At 43.2% G+C, this 23,585-nt stretch carries 26 protein-coding genes; 8 read left to right on the top strand and 18 right to left on the bottom strand.

What is annotated here, in order from left to right:
* Positions 1-242: 242 nt before the first annotated feature.
* Positions 243-800 (bottom strand): DUF1439 domain-containing protein, encoded by a 558-nt coding sequence (locus tag ITG09_05580; GenBank protein ID UPR53095.1) that lies wholly within the window; start codon positions 798-800, stop codon positions 243-245.
* A gap of 162 nt (positions 801-962) precedes the next feature.
* On the opposite strand from ITG09_05580, the gene ITG09_05575 reads away from it, so the two are divergent.
* From ITG09_05575 to ITG09_05560, 4 genes are all read left to right on the top strand, one after another.
* A complete protein-coding gene (locus tag ITG09_05575) occupies positions 963-1,349 on the top strand; it encodes a DUF393 domain-containing protein (GenBank protein ID UPR53094.1) in 387 nt (128 codons plus the stop codon).
* Between the two features lie 222 nt (positions 1,350-1,571).
* Positions 1,572-2,891: an AarF/ABC1/UbiB kinase family protein gene (locus tag ITG09_05570; GenBank protein UPR53093.1), complete on the top strand. Its 1,320-nt coding sequence runs from the start codon at positions 1,572-1,574 to the stop codon at positions 2,889-2,891.
* A 104-nt stretch (positions 2,892-2,995) separates the two neighbouring features.
* Positions 2,996-3,541, top strand: coding sequence for a glutathione peroxidase (locus ITG09_05565; protein ID UPR53092.1), 546 nt, complete (start codon positions 2,996-2,998; stop codon positions 3,539-3,541).
* On the top strand, positions 3,538-4,005 hold the full coding sequence (locus ITG09_05560) for a DUF3429 domain-containing protein (GenBank protein ID UPR53091.1): 468 nt from the start codon (positions 3,538-3,540) through the stop codon (positions 4,003-4,005). Before ITG09_05565 ends, ITG09_05560 begins: the two co-directional genes overlap by 4 nt.
* A gap of 42 nt (positions 4,006-4,047) precedes the next feature.
* On the opposite strand, the gene ITG09_05555 is transcribed toward ITG09_05560, so the two are convergent.
* The 5 genes from ITG09_05555 to ITG09_05535 all read right to left on the bottom strand — a co-directional run bounded on the left by ITG09_05555 (position 4,048) and on the right by ITG09_05535 (position 8,102).
* Positions 4,048-4,482 carry a GNAT family N-acetyltransferase gene (locus ITG09_05555; protein ID UPR53090.1) on the bottom strand — a complete coding sequence of 145 codons (435 nt, stop codon included), beginning with the start codon at positions 4,480-4,482 and terminating at the stop codon, positions 4,048-4,050.
* Between the two features lie 47 nt (positions 4,483-4,529).
* Positions 4,530-5,144: a LysE family translocator gene (locus tag ITG09_05550; GenBank protein ID UPR53089.1), complete on the bottom strand. Its 615-nt coding sequence runs from the start codon at positions 5,142-5,144 to the stop codon at positions 4,530-4,532.
* A gap of 109 nt (positions 5,145-5,253) precedes the next feature.
* A complete protein-coding gene (locus tag ITG09_05545) occupies positions 5,254-5,586 on the bottom strand; it encodes a hypothetical protein (GenBank protein ID UPR53088.1) in 333 nt (110 codons plus the stop codon).
* A gap of 136 nt (positions 5,587-5,722) precedes the next feature.
* The gene (locus ITG09_05540) at positions 5,723-7,159 is read right to left on the bottom strand and encodes an oligosaccharide flippase family protein (protein UPR53087.1); all 1,437 of its coding nucleotides are present in this window, start codon (positions 7,157-7,159) and stop codon (positions 5,723-5,725) included.
* Between the two features lie 16 nt (positions 7,160-7,175).
* Positions 7,176-8,102, bottom strand: a complete 927-nt coding sequence (locus ITG09_05535) for a glycosyltransferase family 2 protein (protein ID UPR53086.1) — start codon at positions 8,100-8,102, stop codon at positions 7,176-7,178.
* A 315-nt stretch (positions 8,103-8,417) separates the two neighbouring features.
* On the opposite strand from ITG09_05535, the gene ITG09_05530 reads away from it, so the two are divergent.
* Positions 8,418-9,566 (top strand): glycosyltransferase family 4 protein, encoded by a 1,149-nt coding sequence (locus ITG09_05530; protein ID UPR53085.1) that lies wholly within the window; start codon positions 8,418-8,420, stop codon positions 9,564-9,566.
* 148 nt (positions 9,567-9,714) lie between these two features.
* On the opposite strand, the gene ITG09_05525 is transcribed toward ITG09_05530, so the two are convergent.
* The 5 genes from ITG09_05525 to ITG09_05505 all read right to left on the bottom strand — a co-directional run bounded on the left by ITG09_05525 (position 9,715) and on the right by ITG09_05505 (position 12,922).
* Positions 9,715-10,488, bottom strand: a complete 774-nt coding sequence (locus tag ITG09_05525) for a viroplasmin family protein (protein ID UPR53084.1) — start codon at positions 10,486-10,488, stop codon at positions 9,715-9,717.
* Between the two features lie 80 nt (positions 10,489-10,568).
* Positions 10,569-10,874, bottom strand: a complete 306-nt coding sequence (locus ITG09_05520; GenBank protein UPR53083.1) for an NIPSNAP family protein — start codon at positions 10,872-10,874, stop codon at positions 10,569-10,571.
* A gap of 49 nt (positions 10,875-10,923) precedes the next feature.
* Complete coding sequence (locus ITG09_05515) at positions 10,924-11,253, bottom strand: AzlD domain-containing protein (GenBank protein UPR53082.1); 330 nt, start codon at positions 11,251-11,253, stop codon at positions 10,924-10,926.
* 2 nt (positions 11,254-11,255) lie between these two features.
* Positions 11,256-11,984, bottom strand: coding sequence for an AzlC family ABC transporter permease (locus ITG09_05510; GenBank protein UPR53081.1), 729 nt, complete (start codon positions 11,982-11,984; stop codon positions 11,256-11,258).
* A 104-nt stretch (positions 11,985-12,088) separates the two neighbouring features.
* Positions 12,089-12,922, bottom strand: a complete 834-nt coding sequence (locus ITG09_05505) for an AraC family transcriptional regulator (protein UPR53080.1) — start codon at positions 12,920-12,922, stop codon at positions 12,089-12,091.
* A gap of 247 nt (positions 12,923-13,169) precedes the next feature.
* On the opposite strand from ITG09_05505, the gene ITG09_05500 reads away from it, so the two are divergent.
* Positions 13,170-13,508 (top strand): hypothetical protein, encoded by a 339-nt coding sequence (locus tag ITG09_05500; protein ID UPR53589.1) that lies wholly within the window; start codon positions 13,170-13,172, stop codon positions 13,506-13,508.
* A gap of 303 nt (positions 13,509-13,811) precedes the next feature.
* On the opposite strand, the gene ITG09_05495 is transcribed toward ITG09_05500, so the two are convergent.
* From ITG09_05495 to ITG09_05475, 5 genes are all read right to left on the bottom strand, one after another.
* Positions 13,812-14,576 carry a CPBP family intramembrane metalloprotease gene (locus tag ITG09_05495; protein ID UPR53079.1) on the bottom strand — a complete coding sequence of 255 codons (765 nt, stop codon included), beginning with the start codon at positions 14,574-14,576 and terminating at the stop codon, positions 13,812-13,814.
* Positions 14,577-15,024: 448 nt separating this feature from the next.
* A complete protein-coding gene (locus tag ITG09_05490) occupies positions 15,025-16,287 on the bottom strand; it encodes an amidohydrolase family protein (protein UPR53078.1) in 1,263 nt (420 codons plus the stop codon).
* Positions 16,288-16,506: 219 nt separating this feature from the next.
* A complete protein-coding gene (locus ITG09_05485; GenBank protein UPR53077.1) occupies positions 16,507-17,535 on the bottom strand; it encodes a hypothetical protein in 1,029 nt (342 codons plus the stop codon).
* Positions 17,536-17,699: 164 nt separating this feature from the next.
* Positions 17,700-18,713 carry a DUF2955 domain-containing protein gene (locus ITG09_05480; protein UPR53076.1) on the bottom strand — a complete coding sequence of 338 codons (1,014 nt, stop codon included), beginning with the start codon at positions 18,711-18,713 and terminating at the stop codon, positions 17,700-17,702.
* A complete protein-coding gene (locus tag ITG09_05475) occupies positions 18,703-19,794 on the bottom strand; it encodes an HlyD family secretion protein (GenBank protein UPR53075.1) in 1,092 nt (363 codons plus the stop codon). Before ITG09_05475 ends, ITG09_05480 begins: the two co-directional genes overlap by 11 nt.
* A gap of 324 nt (positions 19,795-20,118) precedes the next feature.
* On the opposite strand from ITG09_05475, the gene ITG09_05470 reads away from it, so the two are divergent.
* Positions 20,119-20,676, top strand: coding sequence for a type II secretion system protein (locus tag ITG09_05470; GenBank protein UPR53074.1), 558 nt, complete (start codon positions 20,119-20,121; stop codon positions 20,674-20,676).
* Positions 20,677-21,090: 414 nt separating this feature from the next.
* Positions 21,091-21,270, top strand: coding sequence for a hypothetical protein (locus tag ITG09_05465; protein ID UPR53073.1), 180 nt, complete (start codon positions 21,091-21,093; stop codon positions 21,268-21,270).
* Positions 21,271-21,486: 216 nt separating this feature from the next.
* Here the strand turns inward: ITG09_05465 and ITG09_05460 are convergent, their stop codons facing one another.
* On the bottom strand, positions 21,487-22,119 hold the full coding sequence (locus ITG09_05460; protein ID UPR53072.1) for a DUF3299 domain-containing protein: 633 nt from the start codon (positions 22,117-22,119) through the stop codon (positions 21,487-21,489).
* 77 nt (positions 22,120-22,196) lie between these two features.
* Positions 22,197-23,576, bottom strand: a complete 1,380-nt coding sequence (locus ITG09_05455; protein ID UPR53071.1) for an amidohydrolase family protein — start codon at positions 23,574-23,576, stop codon at positions 22,197-22,199.
* Positions 23,577-23,585: the final 9 nt, after the last annotated feature.

Genomic DNA, 23,585 nt, shown 5'->3' with positions numbered 1-23,585 from the left:
GGTGATCACAAATAAATGAAGTTCACTTTAACTTCATCATAACCACAGCTTACCGTCTTCACCAATTATGAATTGGCAGAACTTTGAATGCGAACATCAACTATTTGAGCGGTCATTATTTTGAATGGTAACGATCTGATTTTAATAAAGTGATTGGCAATAAAGTGAGGTGATAATTAACTAGGGTCATAAAAAATGGCTACCGAAAGATAGCCATAATGCAGATTCGAATTTAAAACGAATTAGTCAAACAACTCAATAACTAGCTTATTGTCTTTAATCACCAGATTAGGTTCCGATGACTTGATCAATGACTCTTGAACCTTATTGCTGTCCAATTTGTAAACCGGTGACTGAGACAAAGCAAAGCCAATCATAGAAACGGCAGGCTTAAGTAACTTCTCTATCTCAGGAGAAAGCTGCTTTCCCTTTTCCTCAAAACGTTCTAGACGCAGAGACTTTAAGTAGACCTCTCCAGTCTCTTTGTCGTATTCGGGAATCGCGCTGAACTCGATATCCAGATCTAGCCCCATGTTTGGCAAGTTAAACACTTGAACCTTTGCATTGCTATTCGCCAGAACAGACACTCGCTCGGCATCAGCTCGACCAATTTGCACCGCTAAGTCATCAACCGCCACTTGTGCATACATAACGTTTTGCACACCGACTTCTTGTTCTAACATCACCGAATCTTGCAGGTAGTTCGTCATTTCTTGTTCAGTAACGCTGTAGCTCACACAACTACTTAGCATTAGCGCTATGAAGGCTATAATAAAACGGCTCATTGATTTCGCTGTCATTAGGGATCGACTCTTAATATGTAATTGCATGGAACGGATTTTACCTCGAGATGATACTGTAAAATAGTCGTCACAATTACAGTGTCGGATAACTGAGTAAAATGATCCACCTAATCGGTGATTGCGTATAGTTGGGAATTGGTAAAAATAGTAAGGGAAGCAATGACTTCATTAACGATATTCTACGATGGGACATGTCCATTATGCGCAAAAGAGATGGCGGCACTTGCCAAGCATGATGTCGATAATAAGCTTCAAACCATCGATATCTACAGCGAAGCCTTTTCAGACTACCCTCAGATTGATGCCGACGCAGCCAACACCATTTTGCATGCACTGGATGAGAATGGAAAACTGCTGCTAGGTTTAGACGTGACCTACCAAGCATGGCGCTTAGTAGGAAAAGGTTGGCTATACGCCCCTTTACGTTGGGCGATATTCAAGCCAGTGGCAGACTGGTGTTATTTACGATTTGCCAAGAACCGCTATAAAGTCTCGTTCTGGTTAACCGGAAAGTCGCGCTGCGATGGTAACAGCTGCACAAAATAGAGCTTGGTTAAGACATACCACTCGCGACTTTGTAATACACCACACCAAACAGCGCAGCAAAAACTAAAACGGTAACCGCGACTTTTAACCAAATAAACTTCATGTTTTGTCCTTTAAATTCTGTTTACTGTTTCGCGAGACAAGTTATCACAACAAAACATTCGGTTGGGTAATGATTTATAGAACTTTGTAGTGAGTCTTGATAACTAAGTGAGAACCTTTATGTCGGCAAAAGAGAGAAACCTTCCCACACATCGAATTTCTAGATTCAGTAAGTTTGCCTCGCTGGCGACAAGGGTCGCGGGCAATGTGATAACGGAAGGCACGAAACAGCTCGCACAGGGAAATCGACCCAAAGCAAAAGACTTGGTATTAACGCCCCAAAACATTGCACGACTCACGGACCAACTCGCCCACTTACGCGGTGCGGCGATGAAGCTTGGCCAGATGTTATCGATGGACGCTGGCGATGTTCTCGAACCTGAACTCGCCGACATTCTTTCTCGCCTGCGCTCAGACGCCGACCCACTGCCAGCCAAACAGCTCAATCAAGTGTTAGAAAGTTCGCTCGGAATGAACTGGAAGGCAGAGTTTATCTCCTTCAACTTCAAACCCATCGCCAGTGCATCCATCGGACAAGTTCACCAAGCCTACAGTGATGCAGGAGACAAACTTGCTATCAAAGTTCAATATCCAGGCATTCGAAAAAGTATCGACAGCGACGTAGACAACGTGGGCACACTGCTCAACATTGTTGGGTTGATACCCAAGTCGGTCGACTACAAAGGCTTACTAGAAGAAGCAAAGAAACAGCTCCATGATGAAGCGGATTATGCTCGCGAAGCTGACTACGCGACTCGTTACTATCATGCGCTTAAAGAACACAACCACTTCGTTGTACCTAAGATTCACCCTCAAATGTCTTCAGAATCGGTGCTCGCGATGGACTTCATTGAAGGCGTCTCGATAGAGCAAATAGAAGGTTACGATCAAAGTACTCGTGATTTTGTCATGCGCAGCTTGCTCGAACTCATGTTCAAAGAGTTGTTCGATTTTAAGATGGTGCAAACCGACCCCAACTTCGCCAACTACCTTTACGTTGAAAACACACGCCAGATTGGGCTGTTGGATTTTGGTGCCACCCGTGAATACAGCGATCGCTTCAGTGATGGTTATCGCTTGGCTTTCACTTCTGTGGTCAATCATGATGAGCAGGGGTTAAACAAAGCCCTAGAGCAAATTGGATTTTTTAGTGAGACCATCCTCCCTGACCAGCGCCAAGCCATTCTCAACTTAGTGACAATGGCGTGTGAACCCATGCTTGTCGATGAAGATTACGACTTCAAAGCCAGTGGTTTAGCACAAAAACTTCGTGAAGCAGGAACCATACTCAGCATGGAGCAAGAATATTGGCACACACCACCAGCCGATGCCCTATTCCTCCACCGAAAGATTGGAGGCATGTATCTATTAGCATCTCGCCTTGGAGCCAAGGTCAATATCAGACGCTTGGTGGAGCCCTATTTGCTAAGTGCCAATTGACACTTAAACGACAGCTGATACTGAAGCGATTCTGGCCTTTAAAGTGATCATTTCAAGTCGTTGAACAGTAATAACAGTTACGCCAACTAAAATGAGTCAGACTTATGAAACATTCATTGCTGTGCTCCAGCGCCCTAATCGCGAGCCTAACAAGTTCATTCGCTTTTTCAGCAAGCTGCCCAGAGATACTCACCGGTAAACAAAGGCTGTTAAATTCAAACGAAGAGATTGAGTTGTGTGAAGAGTTTCAAGGCAAAACTTTATTAGTGGTAAATACCGCAAGCCAATGTGGCTTCACTCCGCAATTTGAACAACTTGAACAGCTTCATCAGACATACAAAGACCAAGGCTTCACGGTTATCGGTTTTCCCAGTAACGATTTTCGCCAAGACAGAGGAAGCGAAGAGAAATCGGCCAAAGTCTGCTATCTCGACTACGGTGTAACCTTCCCAATGATGGCGCGAGCTTCTCTATCAGGCACCAACGCCAACCCTGTGTTTACAGAGATACAGCAACAAGCAGGCGTTACACCTAAGTGGAACTTCTACAAATTCTTAATCAGTAAAGAAGGCAACGTAATTGCGACCTTCCCAAGCTCGACATCACCAACGAGCGCTACTCTCAAAAACGCAATAGAGCAGCAGTTATGAGGTCAAATTACTTGGAGACAACTCAAACACGCAACACCATGGCCAAGCTCGGTTATATGGGTTTAATCCCCTTTTTGTTCGGCCTACTGTTATCACTCACCGACAGTCAATTCTTTAGCTTGAGCGGCGAAACACTCTTCATCACCTACAGCGTGGTTATCTTGAGCTTTTTATCCGGTATCTTGTGGGGCAATGGGATAGAGAACTTCGAAAGCCAATCCGGCAACAAGGCTCTGATTCTAAGCAATGTTATCATGTTGGCAGCGTGGTTAGCGGTGCTACTCGGTGAGCAGCAAGAGTTCCTCACCACACTGATTCTTATCATTGGCTACATTGCGGTTTGGCGAGCGGAAAGGTCAATGAGAGAAGAGAACCAAAGCGAAGGCCCCGACGGCTATTTTGATATGCGAACCCGATTAACCTCTAGCGTGGTGTTAATGCACGGTATCGTGATGCTGACCTAAGCGTGGGATGTCTGCACCTAGATAGACACAATTAAACGGAAACTAGACGATGAGCTGCATGACCAAACGAGGCTCATCGTCACCGAAATAATTACTCTCTTCTTTGATGGTCACGAACCCCATCGACAAATACAGCTCACAAGCCGAGCTGTTGTTTGGGTCAACAGTAAGTAACAGCTTGGAATCTTGTGGCAAGGTTTCTATCGCCTGCTGCATCAATGAACGGCCAATCCCCATGCCTCGGTAAGCAGTATCAACAGCCAGTGACAGAACCCAATACTCTTGTTGTTTGTCGGTTGGCGTCATTAACACGTAGCCCGCAACCTGAGAATCTTGTTTCGCCACCAACAAGCCCTTCCCCCAGCAATCAAATGCCTGACGAAAGAAAAACAACGGATAGGCGTGATCGCCAAACAAAACATGTTCCAATTGGTAAATATTAGCGAGCTCTTGTTTTCCCGCACAAACAACATTCATAGATAGACCTTAATAGATTAACGGTAAACCAAACAGCAGAACGAACCCTATTGACGGCTTACCAACAAATTCGCACTAGATAAAGCAAGAAACACAGAACATGCTTTATTGAAGCGCTTAGCCATTTGAGGTTTTGAAAACCAATTTCGTAGATATAAACCAAAGGCCGCATAGATAGAAATCGCGAGCATTTCTAACACAAGAAAAGTGCTTCCTAAGATAAAGAATTGCGTGTTTACATTCGCGGTAACATCAACAAATTGAGGTAGGAATGCAGTAAAAATGAGTATCGCTTTAGGGTTACCAGCGGCAAGCGCAAACTCTTGTTTAACAAGACCAAACCAATTCTTATTTCGTTCGATATCCGCAACCGGGCTGGCTTGTGAGCGCCATAGGTTGAAGGCTATCCACAACAGATACATTGCACCAAATAGCTTGATCAGGAAAAACAACGTTTCAGAAGTATAAAGCACAACCGCTAAGCCAGATGCAGCCAAAGCAATCATGCCAGAAAAAGCGAGGATTCTTCCTAGGCCTGCGACAAATGCGACCTGAAATCCGTAACAACGGGCGTTGTTCATTGATAACAAATTGTTTGGGCCCGGAGTCATATTGAGCGCAAAACAAGCGGGGATAAACAGCAGTAACTTCCATATTTCCATTGATATTTCCTAGTCTCAATATGCCAAGGTTGTCGTATCATTAAATGAGATATGACCTTTTATAGCAGCTATTAAAACCAGCACCAACCCTACTGTCGTATCCTTTCAACTAATTCTCAAAAAATTGCTCATATTCTGGCGTAGACAAATTTTCTGCGACGCCAATTTCACCGATGATATAGATAGCACTCGCAAGGGTTTCGATAGTTTGATTCGGCTCTCTATCGGGCACTTCACCAACAACAGGAACGGGTTGGCGTGCAGATGTTGAATTGCAGACTACGCTTTCACAAACGATGTTGTGTCGTTCCTGCTGAGAAACTTCAGGCGGCTTGAAATCCGGTGAATTGAAGTCGGGAGCAGTAATACCCTCACTTGAAAAATCAGAGGCGCTGTATGAGGCCACTGAAAACAGAGAAAGGAGCAGCATCCACTTATTCATATATCTTTCCATCGTTAGTATTCACTGAATTTATAAATACTATCTAATTCAAATCATTATGAACAGTGTTTTATTATCGCAGATAATTATAGTGCTAAGTGCCGATTAGCAAGCCCAGTGTTTGGGCTACATGAATTCAACTCACATGTGAATGCTTGCCTAACGTAAACTTATCAAGCAGCGCCTGTGGAACTGGAATCACAGAGTATCGAATGAAGGCCACTAACGTCACTATCGCCACAAAACTGCCTAAAACAAAGTCATGAATATCAACCAGCACCAAGCCAATAACTCGATCACAAATGATGGCAAGTATGGCGATACTCAGCGCTGCCATCCATTTACGATGATCGTAAGGTAAGTACTCCATCTTTTGGCTCACGGTATAGAGCAGTAACAGTCTCACGGCGTAAGTTCCGCACAGCACCACCACAACTCCCCACACGCCATAAATCGGTGTCACAGCAAAATAACCAATCGCAGCTAAGATCGCACACCCGCCTTGTATCCACATTTGCGATTGGCTTGAGTGACCGCTGAAACAGCCAAGGTTAAGGTAATCACCTGCATTCTTAATCACACCAATCGCCAAGAGTGCAACTACAATAGTACCTGCATACTGATAACTGCTTGGTAAAATCAAAGTAATAAAACCAGGTACAGTGAGGATCATCAAACACCCCAACACAATGGCCAGATTAACGCCAACTAGCGCTCTGTCCGCACACTCTTTCTTACCATTAGATTGTTGCAGCATAGCCACTCGGTTTGGAAACCACCACAGAGCATAAGGCTGCAGTAGCAAACCAAGAAGCAACGCAAACTTGCCACTGACTGCATAAATCGCAAGTTCTTCAACACCGACGAAGCTTGCCATCACCCAGCGATCTAACCCTGTAATCATGTAAATCGAAGCGCCACCAACTAACGTGGGCAATCCAAACTTTAGGATCTTAGTAGAGTATTTGAGGCTACCAAATGAGCCCATTTCTCGCCATTGATAACGCAGCAAACACAGCATCAACAACACACTCGAAACAGCGGCAGATATGAGTACACCATCGATGCCATAACCCGCTTCTAACAGTACAAACGTCATTGCAGCTTGCACACTCGCCTTCATTACATTGAGCATGCAAAAGCGCTTAGCCATCGCATTCATTCGCATCAGTGTTAGCGGGATAGAAATCGCACCATCTAACATGGTCGGTATCAATAGAAGTAGGATTTGATAGGGTTGGAACTCAACGGGCAGCATCAATAACAGTAGCGGTATGCTAAGCGCAATTAAGCTCCCCCCAAGCACACACACTAAGACACTTAATGTGAAACAGTTTGAGACCAGCTTCCTCTTTTCTTCGCCCTCAGCGACGCCAACATACCGATACATGGCCTCAACAATACCGAAACTAAAGAGGATCGTCCCAATGTCAGCCAACAAGACGATGGCTTCTAAAGAACCGTATTCAGCCAACGTCATCTTATGGGTGATATAGGGGATCATCACGAGCGAGATCCCTTTCATCATCACAATGCCAATGGCGTAATAGGCAGACTGTTTTAGTGACCCCATAGCAGACACCTATTCCTTACAGTGCAGGCATTAGGAAACTCTTACAGTCTCCAAGAAGATGTCGTAACGTTCGTTTTTGCGGAGCCAAAACTAACGAGCGGATACTGTATGAGATGGCCAATCGGTTTTGTTGCAAGCCTCGATAATAGTCAGCGTAGCCTTCCAGTATTCTTGCCTTTGCGATTTTAAAACTTGAAGTGGGTAGATTCCATCGTTGACTGTCATTTTGGTAATGTTGAAGAATGGTCTCTATTGACTGCAAATTTCTCAATTTTAGACTTTCAGTTTGGGTAACGGAACTCGCTCTCATCAAGTAGCCGGCCTGCACTGAGTTCAACACACCGATCTGATGGTTTTCACTCATTCGAAGCCACAGCTCCCAATCTTCTCCGTACTTAATGTCAGCATTGAAGCTGTCTGTTTGAGAAAACACATCCGATTTCACCATGACAGTCGAAGTCCCAATCACATTGTTTTCAATGATGAACTCCAGCGGACTCTCGATATTGATGAACAACTCGTCTTGACCTTGAAACTGAGACCAATAACTAAAGCAATCGACTATCACTTGGTAGTCTTCGGTAAGGTGTTCGTAGTTTGTAAAGCTCATCGCGAGATCTGGGTATCGTTGATGAAATTCGAGTTGGCGCTCAATTTTTTCTGGAAACCAAAAATCGTCTGCGTCTAAAAAAGCAATGTATTCACCTGAAGCTTGCTCTATCCCAAGGTTTCTCGCTTGAGGTGCACCAACACCCAAAGTGGACAAAGTAATAATGCGATCATCGTCTATCGATGCGAGATACGTCGACGTTCCATCGTTACTATTATCGTCAATAACAATGAGCTCAACATCTTGATGAGTCTGCTTAAGTACACTGCCAATTGCCTTCGGCAGGTAATCCAAACAGTTGTAGGTAGGAATAACAACACTTACTTTAGCCATAATGACGCCCTCAGATTTATACGTTATATGGCTGACGTTGCATGTTCTATGCCGAGAGTTTCTTGTTACAAAATCACTTCTAGATCAGTCTACTACGCAACATTCTCAAAATGACGATAAAACACAACGAGGCGAAAAACCTACAACTTCAATTTGATTATCAATTTGAGAAAACGGGCGACTTCCAGAGGGGTAAACTTAGGAAAGCAATCGAAAAGCCCTCCAAAGCTACAATTTGATCTTGGTTCGTATCTTGCTTTATTGGTTATTAACTTGGCTTGATAGCTTTAGTCACATGGATTTGAGGAGTAAGGAATGAAGAAAGTAGCATTTGTAGCGCCAACCTACCCTGTACTCAGTGAGACCTTCATTCAAACAGAAGTCGACTCAGTGAAAGCTTGTGGGCACGATGTTTGTGTAATGACGTTCAAAATTGAAAACAGCGAAAAACAGTTCGACTACGACATTGTCGAAATAGGCAAAAATGTTCGAATGGGTAAAGTCACCAGCATCAACTGGATAGGATTCATCAAGGCTATCTCATTTATTTCTAAGCAAACCAGCATGCCCAAAAAGTCACTGTTCGCTTATGGATTTAAATTAGCGCTGCAACTCGCGGAAAACGATGTAGAACACGTTCATGCGCATTTCTGTCAGCACACCACAGCTCACGCTATCGTCGCAGCAAAACTGTTGAATATCACCTGTTCGTTCGTTGCTCACGGTCATGATGTTTACGAGTTTGCTTATGACATTGAACATAAGATTTCTTCGAGTGATTTTGTTGTTGCAGTGTGTAAAGACATGCTTGCTGACTTCAATACCATGGCGAAAGGAAACATTAAGCTCCTGCACTGCGGAGTAAATACCAAACAATTCCAACTCAACCCAAAAACCGAAACGAAGCAACTTCGCTTTGTTTTCCTTGGTCGATTAGTGGAGCAAAAAGGTATCCACCACCTTATTGATGCATTAGCACCGATTGCCGAACCTCTCGACATTCACCTTGATATCATCGGTACCGGCGATTTAGATCAACAATTAAAATTACAGGTCAAAGAGCAAGGGCTCACTCGAAACGTGACCTTTCTTGGCGCTAAACCTCATGAGTGGGTCAAAGAGAAACTATCGAACTATGACAGCCTAATCGCGCCCTTCTGTTTTTCCGAAACTGGGTGTGTGGATACAGGCCCACTGGTTTTAAAAGAAGCGATGGCCGTGGGAACGCCAGTTATTACCACCAACATCATGGGATGCAAAGAGATCGTCTCACCAGAGACAGGTTTTGTGGTTAGCGAAAAGAACGTGGAAGAATTAAGAGAAGCGATTGAGCGTTTCGCGCAGCTAAGCAGCAACGATAAAACATCGATGGGTTTAAAGGCACGAGAGAAAGTGAAAGACAGTTTTAATTCGATAAAACAAGCTCAGCAATTGTCTCGTTGGATAGAGGACCCAGCTCAATAATGATTAACTCAGGCAGTAAGCATCACAAAAACGGCTAAGCACCATAAGAACCAAAAGAGCGCTACATTGATTTAAAACGTAGCGCTCAAATTAGCACTGCCCAATGGTGACTTCTTAGGCTTTCTGCAACTTTCATTAAGAAGCCTAGCTAGCCGGCTCGCAGTGCCAAAATAGACTCAAGATCTTCGATGTCACAATATTGAGCGAGTTGTTGCTCTTTCGATGAGATAGCGACAATCGACATTCTATCGGCCAATTCATTACCTTCAATACCAACGTGACCATTCACATGATAGATGGTAATTTTTGCAGCCAGTTCTTGGTAAAGTGCATATGCAGGTTTAATAATGTCGAGGTTTTTGATCTCGCCGCCCGACTTGGTCCAGCCCTTTTTCTCCCAACCCGTTGCCCACTTAGTAATGCAATCTATCGAGTACTTAGAGTCACAATAAATCGCAACAGACAAACCGGCTTGCAGCTTTTCTTGCGCGAGGATGAATGCTTGCTTTAAGCCTTGAAGCTCTGCGGTATTGTTCGTGCCCATCGGCTGATATAACCCATACCACAACTCGGTTAGCTCATTCTTCAAGTAGACCGCTAACCCCGTTCCTGCTTCACCAGGATTGGGCTCGCAGGCGCCGTCGGTAAAGATCTTGATGTCAAAAGGCATATCGGTGATTTGCTGCTCTGAAAGAGGTGGCACCTTTGCTTTCTTCGCCTTACCCGCAGAGCTTGGCTTTGTCGCCGTAGCACCTGACGCAGACGACGTTTTACCTCCGAAAGCAGACTCAGCCTCGCCTAGTGTTGGAAACGATTTATATCTCGCCCCTGCAAAACCATCGACTTGAGATTTACAATCATTCCAAGTGGTAAAAATACCCGGTGTACGACCTTTCCAAACCACATAATACTTCTTAGCCAAATTAACTCCTTACCAGAACCTAAACACACAACAGTGAATCCGTACATTAGATGCCACCACGCTATACGTTGCAAGGTCTATCACTCTAAAACAGGTCTAAAAAAGCTGCGTTCATAACTCACGATACAATCAACTTCGTCTGCAAATTCAAACGCTTTAATACACTCAGCATCGCTCAGCGACTGAGTTCTATACTCTTCATAAGCCGCCAAGCTATCAAAAGAGAACAGTGCCAAGGCGATATTGTTCGCGCCCTCTGATGGCAAGAAGTACCCATTGTGTTGACCGCCAAACTTAGCCACTAAAGGAATCCACATTTTTGCGTAGGTCTCGAACTCCTTAATCTTTTTAGAATCAATCACATATCGAACATAACAAGTAATCATATTTATACAGCCCTTAAATTATGAGGAAGAAATAAACCTATAGTGGTAATCAAGAAAAAAGATATTCAACCGCGACAAGATTGTAGAACAAGAACACCGCCATGCTGACGCCGATCGTTAGCAGCACATTGCCTGTTTTCCATATCAACAGACCAGTCACAAGAGCACCGATCAAGTAAGGATTCTCTAGGCTTGGCCAAAATGTTTGTTCTGGTGCAAATACAATTGGCCCCCAAATTGCGGTAAGCACCGCTGGGCTTGAATATCTTAGTAGACGCCTCGCTGCACTATTTAGTCGAAGAGGAACTGTAGGCTCTAGAAACACATACCGACTAAAGAAAACAATCGCAGTCATGAGGAATATCGTTAACCAAATCATCTCTATTCCCCCTCCACGATTGTCTTGTTACCGTTGTTTCGCTCTTGGAACGATTCACTGAAAAAGCCCGCTAACATACCGGCGATCGCTGCAATCATTAGCCCACCGTCAACATTGTTGACCGACATCGCGACCGAGGTGACCAATGAGATCACCACACACACCACAACAGGCAATGTTCTGATTAATGGAAAAACCAAAGCGATAAAGGTTGCTGCGACCGCAAAGTCGAGTCCAATCTCATTAAGCGAAGGAATTTGGCTTCCCGCGACAATGCCAACAAAGCTCGCGATATTCCAAACGAGGTAAAAACCACCACCCACACCCGCAGCATACCAACGATTAAACTCTTGCTGAGACTGCCCACTGCATATCGCGAACAGCTCGTCGGTGAGCCAAAACCCAAGTAATAGGCGCCAACGCGCAGGAAGATGGCTGATTTTTTCACGCATCGATACGCTATACAGAAAGTGCCTTGAGGTGATGAACAGTGTGGTCAACAACATGGTGCCTAAACCAATACCCGCTTTGAACATACCCGCGGCGACAAGTTGCGCTGAGCCAGCAAATAGAATAGCCGACATCGCTTGCGCTTGAAGTTGATTCAATCCGGCATCTATCGCATATGAACCTGCGAGAATTCCCCACGGTATCACCGCGATACTCAAAGGCATCCCCGCTAAAACGCCCTTCCATAACTGAGTGCGCCTATCCATTTTTTGATTATCCATATTATTCTTTTCTCTCTTCACATTGGCTATTCAATGTAAAAACACCTGAGTGGGTTCGATTGTACAAACTTGCTCGATTTAAAGACCTCATTCATCACCCACATTTAAAGCATTTTGATGTATTGCCCCGGCGTGTAACCATTGGCTTTTTTAAAGTGTCGATGAAAATGGCTTTGGTCGTGAAAGCCACACTCTTGCGCGGTATCAGAAATGGTATGCCCTTGTTTCAATAATTTACGAGAAAGCCTTAATCGAGATTGGATCTGATACGCATGTGGCGGAAGACCAAACTCTTTCTGAAAAGAACGCACTAAGTGAAACGGGCTCAAAGCCGCTAACTTAGATAACTCGTCTAGGGACACATCGGCTTGTGGAAAGTCATCTAAGAACTCTTTCACTAAGACGAGTTGGCGCTGAGTTTTTCCGTCCAGTTGAGGCTTAAGGCTCGATTTCCCATGTCGACTAATCAGCTTAACCAGCATTCCATACATCAAGGTCTCTCGTAACAGGCGATTGTCCGATTCATCAATCGCGTTGAACACCAGTCTTAATTGGTTAGCGAGTTCAGGGTCTTCAACAACCGCTCTTGGGAAATAAGGCGCGCCGTAATTCGGTAGGTTTAGCTCTTGAGTGATCTTGGCAAGTTGTTCTGGGAGTGGATACATTGCACGATACGCCCAACCACCTTCGGTAGCAGAATGACCGCTATGTACTTCATCGGCATTGACCAAAATAATCGCATCTTGTGGCGCAATATGATGTCCGCCCGTTCGATAGAAACGTTGAGCGCCCTGCTCGATAACTCCCAGCGTGTAGCCCTCGTGGCTATGGCGTGAGAAGTTCTGCTTTTCATATTCAGCATTCAGGATTTCAAGGCCACCGAGTTCTTCCGTTATCTTATATTCGGCCTTTTCTTTAGAGCGTTTCTTGTTCTCCATAACAATTCCCAAGCCTGTTGATTATCGAGCGACTTATCAGTCTACTCTATAGGCTCTTTCAGCTTTTGTACAAAATTGCGCATTTGTTTGTTAATACGTTTTTTGATCGAGGAATTAAACGGCTCAATAACGTTTTCTAATTGCGAGCAAGATCGTGCTCTGTAAGCAGTTAGCGAAGAATTGACAAATCAGTGACTTAATCATGCTCATAATCCCCGCCAACTATTGGTAACTGTTCAGAGATATGATGAAGAAAGCCTTAGCATTGATCTTTTTCTTAAGCCTTACAGGCTGCACGCACAATCAATCCAAAGCACTAAGCATGAACTCCTCGTCGGTTAATACATACCCACAATCGATGTCGAACCTGCAACTGTGCGACACCTTGTATTACGGGCGCTCAAGCAACCAGACACTCGCAGCAATTGGCAGTGAGTTTAATCGAAGAGGACTATCCAAGAGTTGGTGCGATACCGAAACCAACAAACTCTATCTAACAAAGACAATTGATTGGGTGGCTGACCAAGTAGAAGACAAAGAAGATTCAGAGGAAGAAGCGTCTGCTGTGGTGTTGCCTGCGAATTAAGAAATTTAAACGCGTTGAGCAAGATAATAGAAAAGCTTCAGATAACAATAAGCCGCTCATTAAAAGCGGATTTTTTTAAGGTGATGCTTGCAACATAAGTCTGCAAATTTGAACAACGACTAAGATTCAACGTAGTAAATTTACCACGCTCCAATTAATCCTCTAGCAGACATAATCGACATGTGTGTAACAAACTTTTGGACAAAAGTGTGTCATCAACTTTACTATCGAGGTGTCGATAAGTGTGGTGATTTCATTGATTATTGTCTCAGTCCTTATAGTGATGAAGCGGTTGCTAAAACCTTATTGTATTGATTTTTCCTTGCGTTTAATAATCAATAGTGCCAAAAAAGATACAACTAATGCCATTATAGAAACGATTGTTCCGATGTTCCCACTTGGTGCAAAGTCCCAATCATTAAAGAAAAATGCGGGTACGATAAAAACTTCCACTGTATATATCCACAAATTATAAATCGTATGAAGAATTATAGCGCTATATATACTCATGTATTTCAGTAGAACTATTGATGCAGTGATACCTAGAGAAAAAGCAACGACAGGGTCTTCATGGCCGTAGGCGAATAAGAGTGACGATAAAATTACGCCTACAAACTTGTTTCTCAAAAGTAAGCATATGCTACTTAGCAAGATAAACCTGAAGAAAAACTCCTCTGATAACGGAGCTAATATAACGGTTTCGAAAAGATAATTTAGTTTCTCGCTTACTTCCAGTTCACCACTAACGAGAAATCCTACGATATAGTCGACTTCTTGTCCCGTGACATATTGCCGGATAAATTCCATATAGAATAACGTGATACAAGCCACGCCAATCGCTAGCACAGTAATTGGGAAGACATGATGAGTAAAAGAGGAAACTTGTGGAGTTACTGAAAAGAGGCTATTTTCACTCTTCTTTAAAGTAAGCATCATCACAAACGCCACCACCCAAAAAAGGCCACGAAGATCATTAAAACTCATGTCGCCCCATAGGTAATATAAGGCAAGTGCCAATATGCTTATGGGTAACGAGGTTTTAAGTCCTATGGTGGGAAAGTTATCCATTTGTACCATGTCTAAATTTATTAATTCCTGTATTTAAAGATTACATTTATATCATTCGCCTCACATTAATTTCAATCGTATCGAGATCTTCACGACTAAATAATCTGGTGAAAAACTGGAACAGGATATGTATGGGTTTAACTCTGACGGATTTTGAGGCACACGCGTTTTAGAGTCATAGCACTAAGGCGTTCTTGTCCGAAAGCATGGCGGCATAACACGTCTCTGGACAAAAGCTTGTTAGCGACTCTGCTAAATTAGGAAATAATGAATAACTACAGGTATGGCTAATCCAATCTAATAAACTAGCGATCTAGTCTTTCTTTTACAGAATAAGGTGACGACAGGTTGTAGAATGAACACCTCTTGGGTCGTTAACTAACACAGCCTCAACCCTGAATGGTTAGTTATAAAAAAAGAGCCACACTGGCTCTTTTCTTTATTCCAGTTACAGTGTGTTTTTGTAGATTTCACCATCTTTCATGATAACTTTCTTCGCGTCATCATTCATTACACACTCAACACCGTCCAGTGGATTACCATCGATGATTAGAAGGTCTGCATACGCACCTTCAACGATTTGCCCAAGCTTACCTTCTTGATATGGGTGTTGATAAGTCGACATTTCGAACAAACGTCCACAGTTAGATGTTGCCATGCGAAGCGCCGTGATGGTGTCGAATGTATTCTCAATCGCGCCGAGCTCTTGCATTTGCGTTTCATGAACATTAGTTGTACCGACACAGTCAGTACCGTAAGCGATATTTTCGATGTTATATTTCTTAATCAGGTCTGCCGATTTAAACATCGCTTTACCTACGCGCTCTGTCTTTTTATACGTCTCTTCATTGGGTAGTGGGATCTTACGCTCAGCGATCAGTGAAGCGGTAAAGTATGAAGGTACAACCCAAATGCCTTTGTCTTTAATCACTTGTGCAATTTCGTCGTCCATAATGGTTGCATGTTCAAAACACATTACGCCAGCTTCGGCGGCACGGTGCATTGCAGGTGTAGTATGAATGTGCGCGGCAACGTAAGTACCGTAGTCAGATGCTGCTTGTACTGCTGCTTTCATTTCATCAAGAGTGTATTGCAGGGTATCAAGTGGATCAAATGTAGATGATGCACCACCACCGGCCATAATTTTGATTTGTGAAGCGCCTTTAAATAGCTGTTCACGAACGGCTTTGAGTACTTCTGTGCGACCGTCTGCAACTTTAAACGTGCCCGTCTTCATTAATGGTGAGTCTTCATGACCATTAGATAAACGCTCTTGCGCTTGGTTTTGACGGTAATCAGAGTGACCACATGTTTGAGAAATCGCCGCTTGTGATGGCAGGATACGTGGGCCTGTAGCGTAGCCACTATCGATAGCATTCTTAAGACCAAGTGTATTACCACCCACATCACGACACGTTGTAAAGCCACGCATTAGCATCTCTTTTGAAATTTTTGCTGAGCGAATCGCTAGTTCTTCACGAGGCATTGCATCCATTTCACCGAAGCCTGCAGAAAGCGTAATATGAACGTGCGCATCAATAAGCCCTGGCATTACAGTACCGCCTTTCGCATCAATGACTTCGTCTACAGTTGATGGGTCAATATCACCAATCTTAGTGATCAAGTTGTCTTCGATTAAAACCGACACATTCTCAATAAGTTTGTCGTCTGTACCGTTAAAAACATTTGCATTCGTGATTAGCTTTTTCATGTTTGATTCCTCAGTGAAGTGAGATTAGCTCGTGTAGCTGATGGGTAAATCATACTCCCGTCGCTTCACCATGAATTGCCATTTAATGACACGTCAATCATAAGTATGGGCTTTCTTTTTTCGAGGATGAATAATTAGAATAAATAAAAAAAGAGTCAGCAAAACTGTGTTCCGCTAACTCCTATATTGGATAGAAAAGCTTTTGTATGAATGTTAAGTTTAGGTTTGCATATCTTTTTCTTGTAGCGGCATTGCAAAACCGAGTGCCACCATCACACCACCACCAATCAGTGTGTACCAAAGACGCGGCATAAAGACGAGTTCAACGATTTCCAAGTTGAAAGGGCCGACAGCGATAGTGAGAATAAGAAACATGATAGCCGCAGAAGCCATCGTGTAACTGTACTCAAGATAAATTAGAATTATATAGAGAGATACAATGACTAATGACCACATCAAGACAATCTGAATATCCGGTATTGTCACATAGTTCAGTAACACTCCGGCTGGTATATAAAGCAACGCGCCAATGATTGTTCCGCTTAGGCGTTCCCACACTTTAGGTGCTAAGTTTTTTGTGATGGGACTGTGGATCATCATTAGCAAATACGCCCCCAGAGCAGCACCTGTCCCGCCTAAGAACCCCAGTGACAAAATAAACCCGATACCCACCCCTTTGCGTGACGAATACTTTAGATCGATGACGTTGATTTTACGTTTAAGTTTAGGTGGTTGCTTATCTCCGCTGGCTTTGTTATTCGGCCAAACAAGCGTACTAGCAAGCATAGCAACGGTGATGCCTAAAACAACCGAGACTGAACGTTGAATCACCAGCGTGGTACTCTCTACTCCATCAGGAATCATCATCATAGATAACAGTAAAAAGCTGAGGGGAAGAATATACTTCGGTACTCCTTGGTGATGGTTATCGCGTTCAATGAGAACTAAGACAAACACAAACAGAGCTGTGGTTATTGGAGCAAATGGCATCGGTACCAAAGACAACGGTACTGCAATTAAAGTCATCACCAAGGGTTCGATACTGCCTTTAATGGTCGTTTTGCTGCTGGTAAACTTGAGGTTGTAAAGAAAGTGAATGATACCCACTTCAACGGCGATAAATGCCTCATTAGCATCATAGAAATAGGCACTCGTAACCAGAAGTACCATAGACAACAAGAACATTCTATTACCTAGAATTAGATAGGGTTTAGGCGGTATAGCTCTCTTCATTCGGTATTTAAGCATGATGGTTTCCGGAATTTATGGGTAAAAAGACATCAATGTTTCTGTCTACATTTATTCTGAAGGTCAATAAGATCATTTTTTAGGTTTGTTTCCGATTACCAATTCATGACCAACTCATAAAAAGTACCGCTTCAGCAGTACTTAAAGGCATGAGTAACAAATGGTTAGGTTTTGGCTTTGGTTTTAGTTTTGCTTCGACCTTCCATAAAGTAGGCCATGAAAACTAGATAGACGATGACGAGTAATAATTGCCATATTCTCAAGAAGAATTTATCGTCAAGTGCGCCAGAGCTCATGGATGTCCCCATCAAAACAATAAAACCCGTAAATCCTGTCGTAAAGACCGGTACTTTAGCCGGATCTGTGTATATTTTTGTGGCAAATAAAATAATGACCAGTAGAACCACCAACATATATACAAACATGTTGGGCACGATAGAGATCACCATAAACGCAACAAAAGCGACTAAACCACCGACTATGTTACTGAGGACAAAAAACACAGATGTTTTCCCTGCTTTATCAGCATTGGTCAGTAGTGACAACAGAATGACGAACGCAACGGTAAGCAGCACCTGAGACAATTGATAATAGAAATAGAACACGACCAATGGAAATGACACCATTAGTGCCTGCAGAGATGCGCTCCACCTCATATCATCTGGCAATGGTGACGGTGGGAAATTGTCCATAGCTTGAACATTTTGTTCCGGGAAGTAGACGTGACCAATAAAACACAGTAATACAGCTAATACGCCAGAAAACGCCATTCCAAAGCCAATATCTAATGCCATTCCCTGATCGATAGTGGTAACCGAGGGCGTTAGGATTAAATTTATGATCCAAAACGTTGCAAACATCTGCCACTTGGGATCGGTGATTAAGTAGTAACCCCATAATAGACCGCCAGCATAGATAACTAAGAATGCAATTTTGTACTCTGGCAAGCCCGTCGACACCACCAGCGAAACCGCAAAGCTTGCCACCAATGCGAATAATAGCTGCAAAATATGCAATCGGGTAAAGTGAGGCTTGTCTACCATAAACTTTGCCGTAAATAGTGGGGCACAAAACGCTAAAGGCCAGTTGAACCAGATGGCGATGAACGATGAAGTACCAACAGCAAAAACGTATCTTAGAATCCTTCGCTCAGTGGCTTTATCGATATTATCGAACATAAGAGAACCAGCTAACTAACCGAATCCAAGCCATTCCTAGCATGTTCATAATAGTGTTGTCATTAGTATAAACAACGACATCACCTTGCCCACCAATTCGCATATAATCCAGCGTTTCAGCGTCATCAAGTTGAATGGTCACGGGCATACTTTGAGCGTCTCTTAACCACCCATTTTGAGGCTTAACCGTTGCGAGCATTCCAGGCGTTTTGGTTTGTCCCCAAGAGACACCAAGGTCAACAGAGCTGACACTGCCCTTAAATACCTTACCTGGTGCAAAATCTAATGTGACTTCAATTTCATCCCCTGGCTTAATATTACCTAAGCTGTTTTCTCGAAAATTAGCCTCTAACCATAGCTCGTCTGAACCAACGAATGTCATAATAGGTTTTCCAACACTTGCATATGTCCCTTCAGACAAATAAAAGTTGGTCACCGCACCATTAGCTGGCGCTTTTATTCGAGTATTTTCAAGGTCGAGCTGTGCTTGTTGAAGTTCTAATAGGGCGATTTGAATCTGTGCATTGTCGTCACCATCACCACCCGCTTGAGTTTTCGCGCGCTCTAGGTTCGCTTTCACATTAATAACTTCGGCATCAGCCTGACTAATTGCCGCTCGTGCTTTGTCAGCATCGGATTTTGAAACAATGCCTTTCTCAGCCATAGTGAGTACACGTTCACCTTGGCGTCTAACATTGTCTTGAGCCACTAGGGCGGTAGTCACTTTTGCTTGAGCGGATAAAACCCCTGCCATGTGCGCCCCAACTTGTTGACCCGCTAACTTAACATTGGTTTCTGCTTTTTTTACTGCAATTTCATATTCAGTTGCGGTTACTTCTAGAAGGGTTTGGCCTTTTTTTGTTGCAGCATTTGCTTGTATTGCAACCTGAGAGACTTGACCCGACACTTGGGGCGTAATCGAAACCACATCACCATTAACTCGAACGTTATCAGTCGTTGGAATAATGCGATCTGCAAACACTGTAATCCCAATAGTTACGGTAGCAATCCCTAAGATCGCATTGGTTGTCATTTTGATTCTGTTGCGTGGGTTTGGGGTATTTTCTTGTGCTTCTGACATAACAGCCTCATTGGGTACGCAAAGTCAGAACACTCTTGCTCATAGGCAGCTCAACTCTACGAAACGAAAAATAATTAGAAAATAAGGTTCAAATTCATCATGAGCATATCGATTTCTCACACCTGAAGATTGCCACTTGGTGACATGCGTATATTTGTTACTCCAAACTGCAAAGCTAAAAACCTCTCCGCGCGATTAACTAAATTGGGCTGCTGTCGCTCAATGGCTATAAGAATACAATCGATACAGTTAAATTATTAATGTCAATGGAGCGGCCCCACACTATTAGGAAGAGCTTGATACTATAAATTGAAGGTAATTTTCATGTCTAAACAATCTGGTTTTACGCTCGTTGAATTGGTAACCGTCATCATTCTTTTGGGTATTCTTTCCGCCGTTGCCCTGCCACGGTACTTAAACTTGCAAAAAGACGCTCGAATAGCTTCGATCCATGGCCTCAAAGGTGCGGTGGAAGATGCCGCAAGACTTGCTTATGCTAAAGCTGCAATTGACGGCGTGGAAAACCTAGAGCGTTCAGGCCCGCAAGATGACAACTCTTCAGACACTAATTTAGGTTCACTCGAACTAAGGTATGGCTACCCTGAAGCAAACGCTAATGGAGGTGGTTTGGACATTGTTGATTTGCTGAACCTAGGCTCTAATGACATCGAAGAAATGGATTGGGATGTATGTTATGCAAGAGGTGACGAAGGAGAAGAATGTAAACGTCACACCAACGAAAACTCGGTCCGTATCGGCATTGGTATTGCTGAAGACTACAGAAAAGAGTGTTATGTTAGATACGAGGAACCGGAAGACGAAAACTCTGATTCTACAAACCGAAAAGAACCGCTCATAACGATTGAAACTAGCGAGTGCTAAATGAATCAGTAGACGCCGACATGAAGATTAACTCATCAATATGTATTCAAAAGAATCAAATTTAAAATACGTATTCAGACTTTCTAATGCCCTCAAGGTCGTTCTATTTCTTTAAATCGCTAGCATAACAATAGGTATAAACAGAACCAGTTTGCTTTCTATATGCACCTACATCCACTGGCGACTTTGTAACTTAGTGATAAGCGTGGCTGACACTACGCAAGTTGCTATACCTTGCTATAGATAAAGAAAACGAACTATCTTATTTTCCGTTCACCATCTAATGGCATCAAATGGCAAGTTCGATACCTATTCATTCATTATACTTCTATTTCAAAAGCAAATGCCCTGCAATGAAGCTCACTTAATCGTACATGGAAGCTTTGCTTAACAACACAATGGGACTAATAAGATATGTATGAACTAACACTAATTCTAAGCTTGATGGTAGGCGGCGCTCAAACAACAGCGGAAATTGATGTAAATAAACAATTCACAACGATGGAACAATGTGAGACTGCAGGGGCCACGTTGGCCTCTCAAATTCAAAGTAAAGAAATAGAGACAATTCAAGCTTACTGCGAGTTAGATTAATAGTATCGTGATAAGCTAAACGCGCAATAAGTCTATGAAGCCTACTCGGCTTCACAAATTTCAACGTTCCATGGGATGAAATCCGCCAGATCATTGGTTGGGATTGAATAAAAAGCTTTTCCGCATAGATGATGCGCGTGTGTTTGTATATCACTTTCTAGCGAATCTAGCTTTCTTGCCTTCTGTATACATCAAACACACTCGCGACTTTATAACTTAGTGATAATTCTTCACTAAAGAAGCATTCATAGTGTAACCCATAGTCACATCTGTATTGCCATCAACAAGGTAGAGATTGTCGGTTTCTAATTTCGATGACATGACACCTTCAACCCAAACAGGATATTGCACCGTCTCTACTTTATATCCCTTAGGATAAGAGATCCGTACAATTTGGTTTGCCGGAGGAGGCGGCATATGTATACAGGCACCTGCCACAGGAACTAGCAAAAATTCAGTGGCAACTAAAGGTGCTGAAAATTCAACAGGAACAAGAAAGCCGGGAATACGCACTTTTTTACCATTAAATTCAGTGGTGACGGTTTCTGCCATCCGTTGTTGGCTTTCAATGTATTCGGCGCGCAGTGTTAAAAGAGCATCGGTATCAAGTCCATCTGTTTTTAGGCTCTCTTTTAATGCGGCCAAATCAGAGACCGATTTTGGATCATTGTATTGCGATAGAGTAAAAACTTCCTGCAATGCTAGACGCTGTTGGTAGCTTAACTCTGGTAACACGGTTTGATTTTGTGTCTGCTTTGGCTTCAAGTCTTTCCACTCTAGTTGAATCAATTCACTAGAGAAACCCGAAAATGAAACGACAGAGACAAAGAGGATAATTAATCTATTCAAGGCTGAGATTCACTATAAGTTGGCGAGAAATAGTTACTCATCAGCTCGATAACAAGCTGGTGAGTAACTGAAGCTAGTTAAAGCGTGTTTTTATAGATAACGCCATCTTTCATAATAAGTTGAATCGATTCTGGAGAATCAGGTCGTTTATCGGCACCAAACCATTTATCTCCCGTACCGACCACAGAAAAGTCTTCAAAAGGGTTGCCATCAAGAAGTAGGATGTCGGCATAGGCGCCTTTCTCGATAACCCCTAATTTAGCGTCTGGGTATGGATTCATGAACTCACCCGATAATGTGGCTATTTCTCCACCAACTGAAGTGAGTGTTTTTAGTGACTCAAATGGACCGAAGAAGTCGTTATTGAGTTTCTTCTCGTATGCTACTTGAATATTACAGGCATCAACCGAACCAACACAGTCAGTCTGGAAGCCACGTGGAGCCGGACACTTTTTCATGTTTGGTATATAGTCTTTAAATGCAGCAGAAGCCGATTTTGCTTTCGCTAAGCTTGATGGCACATTTTTCACGGCTGGAATTTCAAGAAGGTTGGGATCAAAGGCGGTTAAGTTGGTGGTAATGTACGCCCCTTTTTCTTCCATAAGTTCAGAAATTTCACAGTCGAACATGAAGCCATGCTCAATGGACCTAACGCCTGCGTTTAGTGCACCAATGATCGCTTCTTTTCGGTATGAGTGCGCCATAACATAACTGCCGTATGTGTCGGCTACCTCAACAGCTGCGCCCACTTCTTCCGGGGAGCCTGCGAGTAATTGCCATGGGTCAAAGGCTGAAACCACACCACCAGATTGCATGTATTTAAGCTGAGTCGCACCCATACGGAAGTTGTTACGGGCGTACTTTTTGACTTCCGCTACGCTATCTACTTCTTGCGCCATGTTTAAGCGGCCAAAGTTGGTGTCTTCACCGACAGGCGCTGTATAGTTAGCAAAATCGGCATGACCACCACGCGAGCTCAAAAATGCACCTGATGGGTAGTAACGAGGACCAACAATTTCACCAGCATCGATAGCTCTACGCAGGCCACCATTAGCACCACCAGCATCACGTACGGTGGTAAAGCCTTGCATCAGGTACATTTCCGCCATACGTGTACCGTGGATGGCGAAATCTTCCCATGTGGTGTTGGATTCCATCGCTGGCAACGTCGGCCCCATAAGCATCAAGTGGGCGTGGTTTTCAATAAAGCCAGGAGTTAAGGTTTTACCTGTACCATCAATGACAACAGCATCATCACGCACATCAATATCTTTTTGCGAGATAGAGGTAATGATATTCCCCTCAACCAACACAAAATGATCTTCATATAACTTGTTTTCAGTACCATTAAAAATGTCTACGTTCTGAAATAACGTTTGTGGGAGTTGAGCCTTTTCTTCAGCAAAGGTGAATGTCGCGACCAATGCTAACGAGGAGGCAAGTAGAGTTCTTTTCATAGTAATATC

Origin of the sequence: Vibrio cyclitrophicus (assembly GCA_023206055.1) — a bacterium.
Lineage (GTDB): Bacteria > Pseudomonadota > Gammaproteobacteria > Enterobacterales > Vibrionaceae > Vibrio > Vibrio cyclitrophicus_A.
This window is presented reverse-complemented; position numbering and strand designations above follow the sequence as displayed.